The 8,175-nt window shown below is 41.1% G+C and carries 7 protein-coding genes; 4 read left to right on the plus strand and 3 right to left on the minus strand.

The window, feature by feature from the left end:
* The first annotated feature begins 65 nt into the window (after positions 1-65).
* Positions 66-1,364, plus strand: coding sequence for a sugar ABC transporter substrate-binding protein (locus tag H6G76_RS16630; protein WP_190702626.1), 1,299 nt, complete (start codon positions 66-68; stop codon positions 1,362-1,364).
* Between the two features lie 36 nt (positions 1,365-1,400).
* On the opposite strand, the gene H6G76_RS16635 is transcribed toward H6G76_RS16630, so the two are convergent.
* From H6G76_RS16635 to H6G76_RS16645, 3 genes are all read right to left on the minus strand, one after another.
* Positions 1,401-2,663 (minus strand): glutamate ligase domain-containing protein, encoded by a 1,263-nt coding sequence (locus H6G76_RS16635; protein ID WP_190702629.1) that lies wholly within the window; start codon positions 2,661-2,663, stop codon positions 1,401-1,403.
* Between the two features lie 192 nt (positions 2,664-2,855).
* On the minus strand, positions 2,856-2,984 hold the full coding sequence (locus H6G76_RS16640; RefSeq protein WP_190702632.1) for a photosystem II protein Y: 129 nt from the start codon (positions 2,982-2,984) through the stop codon (positions 2,856-2,858).
* A 198-nt stretch (positions 2,985-3,182) separates the two neighbouring features.
* A complete protein-coding gene (locus H6G76_RS16645) occupies positions 3,183-3,701 on the minus strand; it encodes a gamma carbonic anhydrase family protein (protein ID WP_313934786.1) in 519 nt (172 codons plus the stop codon).
* Between the two features lie 238 nt (positions 3,702-3,939).
* On the opposite strand from H6G76_RS16645, the gene H6G76_RS16650 reads away from it, so the two are divergent.
* From H6G76_RS16650 to H6G76_RS16660, 3 genes are all read left to right on the plus strand, one after another.
* Positions 3,940-4,452, plus strand: coding sequence for a TIGR02652 family protein (locus tag H6G76_RS16650; protein WP_199337406.1), 513 nt, complete (start codon positions 3,940-3,942; stop codon positions 4,450-4,452).
* A gap of 78 nt (positions 4,453-4,530) precedes the next feature.
* The gene (locus tag H6G76_RS16655) at positions 4,531-4,974 is read left to right on the plus strand and encodes a VOC family protein (protein WP_190702638.1); all 444 of its coding nucleotides are present in this window, start codon (positions 4,531-4,533) and stop codon (positions 4,972-4,974) included.
* A 145-nt stretch (positions 4,975-5,119) separates the two neighbouring features.
* Positions 5,120-7,978, plus strand: coding sequence for a pitrilysin family protein (locus tag H6G76_RS16660; RefSeq protein WP_190702640.1), 2,859 nt, complete (start codon positions 5,120-5,122; stop codon positions 7,976-7,978).
* Positions 7,979-8,175 lie beyond the last annotated feature (197 nt).

Consider the following 8,175-nt stretch of genomic DNA (forward strand, 5'->3'; position numbering starts at 1 on the left):
AGCCTATAATCTCGTTAATTCTGCATAAGGATTCTATTAATATCAAGGGTGAAAATACTGGTAAAATGATTCGATTGCAAAAATTTCAACAACTGGCTGCTTGGGCATTAATTGGCATCTTAACCAGTTGGATTGTAAGTTGTAGCACAGGCAATGTCGGCACAGATACAAAACAGGGCGCGACCCAAGTAGCCAAGATTGAGTTTTGGACTATGCAACTCCAACCGCAATTTACTGATTACTTTCAAAAACTAATCTCTAATTTTGAGTTGCAAAATCCAGGTGTAAAGATTAACTGGGTTGATGTGCCTTGGGCTGCAATGGAGAACAAAATTTTAACGGCTGTCTCCGCAAAAACACCACCTGATGTTGTTAACCTCAACCCCGATTTTGCATCTCAACTAGCAGGTAGAAACGCTTGGTTAGACTTAGACACCACAGTTCCAAAAGAAGCCCGTTCCGCATATTTACCTAATATTTGGAAAGCCAGCACACTCAATGGCAAAAGTTTTGGCATTCCCTGGTATCTGACTACACGGCTAACCATTTATAATACTGATTTACTGAAACAAGCAGGTATTAATAAACCGCCTAGTACTTACGCAGAATTAGCACAGACAGCGCAACAAATTAAAGATAAAACTGGTAAGTATGCGTTTTTTACTACGTTTGTACCGCAAGATTCTGGTGAAGTAATAGAATCGATGGTACAGATGGGAGTCACTTTGATAGATGCGGATGGCAAAGCAGCTTTTAACTCACCTCAAGGTAAAGCAGCATTTCAATATTGGGTAGATTTATACAAAAAAGGACTTTTGCCCAAAGAAGTGTTAACCCAAGGCCATCGTCACGCTATTGATTTATACCAATCAGGTGAAACAGCATTTTTAGCTTCAGGGCCAGAATTCCTCAAGACAATAGCTACTAATGCACCAAAAATTGCTCAAGCTTCAGCCATAGCCCCGCAAATTACAGGCGACACAGGCAAAAAAAATGTCGCTGTGATGAATATAGTTATTCCACGTGCTAGCAAACATCCTGAAGCCGCTACAAAGTTTGCTTTGTTTGTCACAAATGATGAAAATCAATTAGCTTTTGCCAAAGCTGCTAATGTTTTACCTTCTACTGTTAAAGCTTTGTCTGATAGCTACTTTAAAGATGTTCCAGCCACCGCTTCTACAGTAGAAAAAGCGAGAGTTATTAGTGCTACGCAGTTGCAACAAGCAGAGGTATTAACACCAACACTTAAAGACTTTAATAAACTGCAAAAAGCTGTCTATGAGAATTTACAAGCAGCTATGCTAGGTCAAAAAACTGTTGATCAAGCAGTAGAAGATGCAGCGCAACAATGGAATAATCGGTAAATGTAGAGACGTTGCAATGCAACGTCTCTACATTTTTTATTTATGGTTTAATATTCCTAAAAAATGACCGATAAGATAAAGAGAACCACACAAAACTACTAAATTATCTGTTGTAGTAAAAGCGGATTCTAATGCTGATGACAAATCTGGGTAGGTTTGACAAATACTTAGTTCAGGACAAAGGTTATTAGCCAGAATTGCTAATTCATTCGGATTTGCAGAACTAGAATCTGGAACTGGCACTAAATATAATTTATCTCCGGGTTTTAGTAATTCTTGAAAAATTTCTTTATGCTCTTTTGTCGAGAGCATTCCTATTATCCAATTTACATTTTGACTATTTAAAGTATTAACATAATTACGCAATACTTGAGCAGCAGCAGGGTTATGTGCGCCATCTATTAATAATTTATGATTTTTCCAAGTCAGCCATTGCATTCTTCCTGGCCATTTGGTTTTTGCCATGCCGTTGATGATGGCAGATTCAGAAATTTTCCAGCCTTGTTGTTGCAAAATTTCTAACGCGGCTAATGCTAAAGCTGAATTAGTTAACTGAATTTGTCCTTGTAAAGGTAAAGGATATTTGATGGAATTTTGCGGATTTTGCAGTGAGTGATATTCTGCCCATCCTGGAGAGATTTGCAGTGCAGGTTGAGGCGTAAATATTGGACATTGTAATTCTTGGGCGCGCGATCGCACAACTTTTTCAGCCTCAGTTGGCAAAGGCCCAACCACCGCCGGACACCCAGGTTTAAAAATCCCAGCTTTTTCTCTCGCAATGTCGGCTACTGTTGGGCCTAATTGTTGCCAATGTTCCCGGCTAATCGATGTCACAACCGTTACCAAAGGTTGAGAACACACATTCGTCGCATCCAAGCGTCCCCCTAGCCCAACCTCTATCACCGCCACTTCAACTTGTTGCTGGGCAAAATATAACCAAGCCGCAGCAGTAATAATTTCAAACTGAGTGGGGTACTCATCATCAAAAGAAACAGCCGCCTGAACTTTCTGCACAAGTTGACTCAGTTCCTCAGCAGAAATTGGCTGTTCATTGATACAAATACGTTCCATCCAGTCAACTAAATGGGGAGAAATGTAACGCCCTGTCCGATAACCAACTTCGGTCAACACAGAGGAAAGATAAGCACAGACAGAACCTTTCCCATTTGTCCCAGCAACGTGAATGACCGCAACGCGCTCATGGGGGTTGCCAAGATTTGCCAACAGCTTGACAATACGTGAGAGTCCGAGATTCACACCAAAATGTTGCAAGGGTTGGAGTAAAGAATCAATATCCACAAATGAAGTGTGAAGTGTGAAGTATGTTCGCCCTACAGCCCTAAGGGCATCCTACGGCAGGCGTTCCCGCAGGGTAGTAGGAAATTTTATTTTTTAACCTTCTGCCTCCTGCCTTCTGCCTTCTATCAACAAAACCGACTGCCCTGATTAAGCAGAAACAGTCGGTTTGAGGGTGATGATGTAAATTTATGTTTAGGCTTCTCTGTTCAAAAAGGTTTGAACTTGTCTTAAAGCCGCAGCACCAATATTAAATAAAGCCCAGCCAGCCGCAACAGCAATAGGCGCTAAAACGATTACTACACGAAAATCGATATTATCCATAATCTCGAACCCCTCTGTTAAGTAGAAATTAAAGTTTTATCAACTCTTCTCATTTTTATTTTTAGCCGAAGTGGGCATTTTTTCCAACCTTATATGTAAAGAAAGATTACAGTGGGGTCATTTGTCATTGGTCAATAGTAATTTATGGTTCTCCTCTGACCCTCTGCTCTCCTGCTCCCCCTGCTCCCCTACCCAGTGCTAAAAACCCATATCACTCCGCTTGCCTGCATGAAACAAAGCTAAATTTTTGTAACGTTCAGCGTGTTCAATCAATCCTGCGGCTTCAGTTTCGCTAATTTGGCGTAATACTTTGCCAGGAACCCCAACGACCAGAGATAAAGGCGGTACATCCTTGGTGACGACTGCACCAGCACCGATAATGCTGCCAGTGCCTACCCGTACCCCATCCAAAACCACAGCACCAATGCCAATTAAACTGCCACGCTCAATGTAGGCAGAATGTACCACAGCACGGTGTCCTACAGTCACATGATCTTCTAAAATAGTGGGCGTACCAGGGTCACCATGAAGAATAGCTCCATCCTGAATATTTGTACATTCACCAATGTCAATACGTTCTACATCCGCTCTAACTACGGCTGCATACCAAATACTTGCTCCGGCTTGGATATTAACTGAACCAATAACAACAGCATTGTTTGCAACAAAAGCTGCTTGAGAAAAATCAGGAGATGGCAAGTTAGAAGCAGTAGACACGATAGAATATGAATATGGTACCCAGGAACACTGGAAAAACTCCAACCTTTGAGGCTGGTTGCAAAACCAGAATATCATGTTGTTAGTCCTCTACACTTAGGAAGGCAAGGTTTACAATTGTTTTGGCTGCAAATCCGTTTCCGTGCAGTTGTAAGCAGTTACCCCACAGGGAGGAGCCGGAGTGTAAAATCGAACCTAATGGTGCTGGTAAAGAAGAAATTATGTTTGTACGCACTTCATGATGAATCCAGGTTTGCAGTACCCAATATTTGGCCCCGAAATTCAGTGTCCCCACTGTCGGCAAACTATTCCGGCTTTGACACTTACAGATACTTATCTTTGTCCTCGTCATGGCGCATTTGAAGCCAACCCTAAAACCGAAGAGTTGATTCATTTACAGTCAGGTCGTCATTGGCGAAGATGGAATAATGAATGGTATAGACAGCATACTCATCCTGATGGCATCAGGTTTGAAATCCACGAAGCCTTAGACAAACTCTATACTCAAGGCTATCGAGCAACAAGAGTCATCATTGCCAGACGTTATCAGGAATTGATGAGTGGGTATTTAGAACGCAGCACGCCTTGGCGTTCTGGACAGCCAGAAACGACTTCGGCGCGGCTATATGGCTTACCAGTAGAATTTAGTCCCGATTCTGTGGCAGAACCCTGCTGGGACGTGATTAATTTTGACCTGGAAAAAGAGCCAGGGGTGCCTGTGCGTTACCCTTATTTCAGATTGTTTGAATAAGAGTTATTAGTCATTGGTCAATAGTCATTTGTATTTACCAGTGACTAATGACCATTGACTAAGGACTATTGACAAATTATGCACCACGCTTCTATCCGGACTGCGAATATTCATCGAGCGATCGCTTTTTATGAGTTGTTGGGGTTTACAGTTTGTGAACGCTTCACTACAGGCTATACCCTCGCTTGCTGGATGGAAGGACTAAACGGCAGAATTGAACTGATTCAAATTCCTCAACCAAAACCCGCTCCCGATGCATTTGAAGATGAGCATTATGTCGGGTACTATCATTTATCGTTTGATTTAACCCAAATTACCCCAGATTTACCTAACTGGTTGAGCGATTTAAAAGCAAGATTTGCATCAGCAGCCCAAAGCCAGCCGGAACAATTATCACCCCTCAAAATTCTTTTAGAACCAACACAACAGCAAATAGGCGATCGCATCTGGGAGGTGACTTTTATTGCTGACAGCGATGGCTTACCTCTAGAATTTATTCGCACTTTAAGCAAACTCGGTTAATTGAGTCTGTCGCTTTATATACTTTTTTTATTAAAATAGTTTTTCTCTGGTACTGTCGCTGATTACACTAATACTAGAGAAAGATAAACTGTTATTAGCATCGCTTATAAATGCGTAATTTAATTTAAATACATCTACCAAAAAAATGTCTGTGTTTTTTATCGGGTATGGGTATCGTTGGTCGTTATTATTTTTAAGTCTCTGGATAATTACAGTATCTTGTCTAAGTGATCAACCTGCCAACAGCAAATATACAGCTAGTTTAAATCAAAAAAATATTCAAACAAAATTGATTGCCAATCATCCAAATCACTCAAAAATAACAGAAAAAGTGCGTAAAACAGTATTAGAAAACGGTCTGACTGTTTTAACTAAAGAAGTGCATACAGCACCAGTTGTCAGTGTGCAAATGTGGTATAAAGTCGGTTCACGTAACGAAGAACCGGGAGTCAATGGGATTGCACATCAACTAGAACACATGATGTTCAAAGGAACCAAAAACCGTCCAGTTCAATTTGGTAGATTATTTAGTGCTTTAGGTAGCGACTCCAACGCTTTTACTAGTTATGACCAGACAGCTTATTACGGTACTGTAGAAAGCGACAAGTTAAAAGCCTTACTCGTGCTAGAAGCCGATAGAATGCAAAATTCTCTCATTAATGCCGAGCAACTAGCAAGCGAGAAACGGGTAGTAATTTCGGAATTGCAAGGCTACGAAAATAGCCCAGAATATCGCCTCAACCGTGCTGTAATGCGCTCCTTGTTTCCTAATCATGCTTACGGTTTGCCTGTAGGCGGTACGAAAGCAGATGTAGAAAATTTCCAAGTAGAACAGGTACAGAAATATTACCGTGACTTTTATACTCCTGATAATGCGGTATTAGTAATCGTTGGAGATTTTCAAACAACTAAAACTCTAGAAACAGTCAAAGAATTATTTGGTAAATTACCTAACAGTAAACAGGTAACAGTTAACAGTAAACAGCCAGTACACCCTACTCCCCACTCCCCACTCCCCACTCCCTTAGTTATCCGAGAACCAGGCGCAGCAGCGATGTACCAAGTGGTATATCCGCTACCAGATTTAAATCACCCGGATATCCCAGCTTTGGAAGTGATGGACTATATCTTGACAGAGGGACGCAATTCGCGGCTTTATCAGGCATTAGTAGAATCTGGTTTGGCTAGTGAAGTCTCGGCTTCTGTCGCCAGCTTGCGAGATGCGGGGTGGTATGAGTTGTTAGTAACCGCAGATGATCATCAAGATTTGAAAAAAATTGAGACGGTATTGCAGCGTGCGATCGCTAATTTAGCGCAAAAAGGGGTAAAACCAGAAGAAATTGCCAGGGCTAAGACACAGTTAGAAGCCGCGACAATTTTGAGTAACCGGGACATTACCAGTCAGGCTATGCAATTAGGTAACGATGAGATAACGGCTGGTGATTATCGCTATACAAATCGCTATTTAGATGCTGTGAGGCAAGTGACAGCAGCAGATATTGTAAAAGTAGTCAACAAATATCTGAAACCAGAAGCGCGTGTAGTTGGTTTGTTTCAGCCAACTAATAAAAATGTAGCGGAAATTGGTAATAAACCCGACTTCAAACAAACTACAGAAAATTTATCAGCGAGTACAGATGTAGTACCCGCAGATGTGGGTCAGTACCTACCACCACTAGATGAAACAAAAGATGTGGTGAAGCAAGTTTCTCATAGTGGAAACCATTACACTTCTAGTCCAGCTTTACCACAGCAATTCACATTAAGTAATGGTCTGCAAGTATTACTATTACCTGATAAAAGCACTCCTACTATTACTTTAAGCGGAAATATCAAAGCAGGAAAAGAATTTGATCTCGAAAATCAAGCCGGACTAGCATCTTTTGTAGCCGATAACTTGATGAGTGGGACAAAAACAAAAAATGCTTTAACTCTGGCTAAAGCCTTAGAAGAAAGAGGCGCAAGTCTCGATTTTTCTGCTTACCGTGAAGGTGTACGAATCGAGGGCGATAGTTTAGCAGGAGACTTACCAATTCTGATTCAGACTTTGGCTGATGCTGTGAAAAATAGTACCTTCCCTAAAAAAGAATTGGAACTAAGTCGCCAGCAAACTTTAACAGATTTAAAACAGGAACTAGATGATCCTGCTGAAGTAGCCAAGAGAGTTTTCGTCCAATCAATTTATCCAAAACAACACCCTTTACACGCCTTCCCCACAGAAAAGAGTCTGCAAAAAATTAGGCGTGAGGATGTCATTGCTTTTAAGGCAAAATATTATCGTCCAGATACAACTGTATTAGTACTTGTAGGAGATTTTGAACCTGCAAAAGTGCGATCGCTACTGCAAACAGAATTGGGAGACTGGGAAGTTAGTGGTCAACCACCACAGCTAAAATATCCGGTAGTAGCAATGCCAAATGACGTAGTAAGTGTAAACTCGGTGATTCCGGGTAAAGCGCAAGCAATTACTTTTATGGGTTACACAGGCATTACCCGTCAAGACCCTCGATATTATGCAGCTTTAGTATTGAATCAAATTTTAGGAGGCGATACCTTATCTAGTTACTTAGGTGCAGAAGTGCGCGATCGCCAAGGTTTAACCTATGGTATTTATAGCTACTTACACGCGCAAAAAAATGTCGGGACATTTTGGATTGAAATGCAAACTAGTCCTGAGGATAGCAATAAAGCGATCGCTAGTACCCGTAAACTCTTACAAGAGATTCATCAACAGGGCGTGACTTTAAATGATGTGGAAACTGCTAAAAATACCTTAATTAGCAACTATAAAGTTTCCCTTGCCAACCCGGAAGAATTAGTAAATCAAATACTAATGAATCAAGTATATGGACTTGAAATAACAGAACTGCATTCTTTCACAGAAAAAATCAAAAACGTCACTCTTGCCGAAGTCAATCAAGCCGCACGTGAGCTATTAAACCCGGATAGAATTGTCGTTGTTACAGCTGGGCCATCTGTTGTTGCTGATAAAAATATCAGATAGTAAGAACAGATCCTCGACTTCTTTGAGAAATCGAGGATCTAAGCCTATTTTGTAAATCTTTGAATTTAAAGCCTATTAATTAAACGTGAGTTCGACGGATGCTAAAAACCCCTCTCCAAACCTCTCCCCTGCAAGGAGAGAGGCTTTCAAAACTTGTTTTTTCGTTCAAAACTAGGAAGATTTATGCCCCTCTCCGC

The organism is Nostoc sp. FACHB-152, from assembly GCF_014697475.1.
Lineage (GTDB): Bacteria > Cyanobacteriota > Cyanobacteriia > Cyanobacteriales > Nostocaceae > Nostoc_B.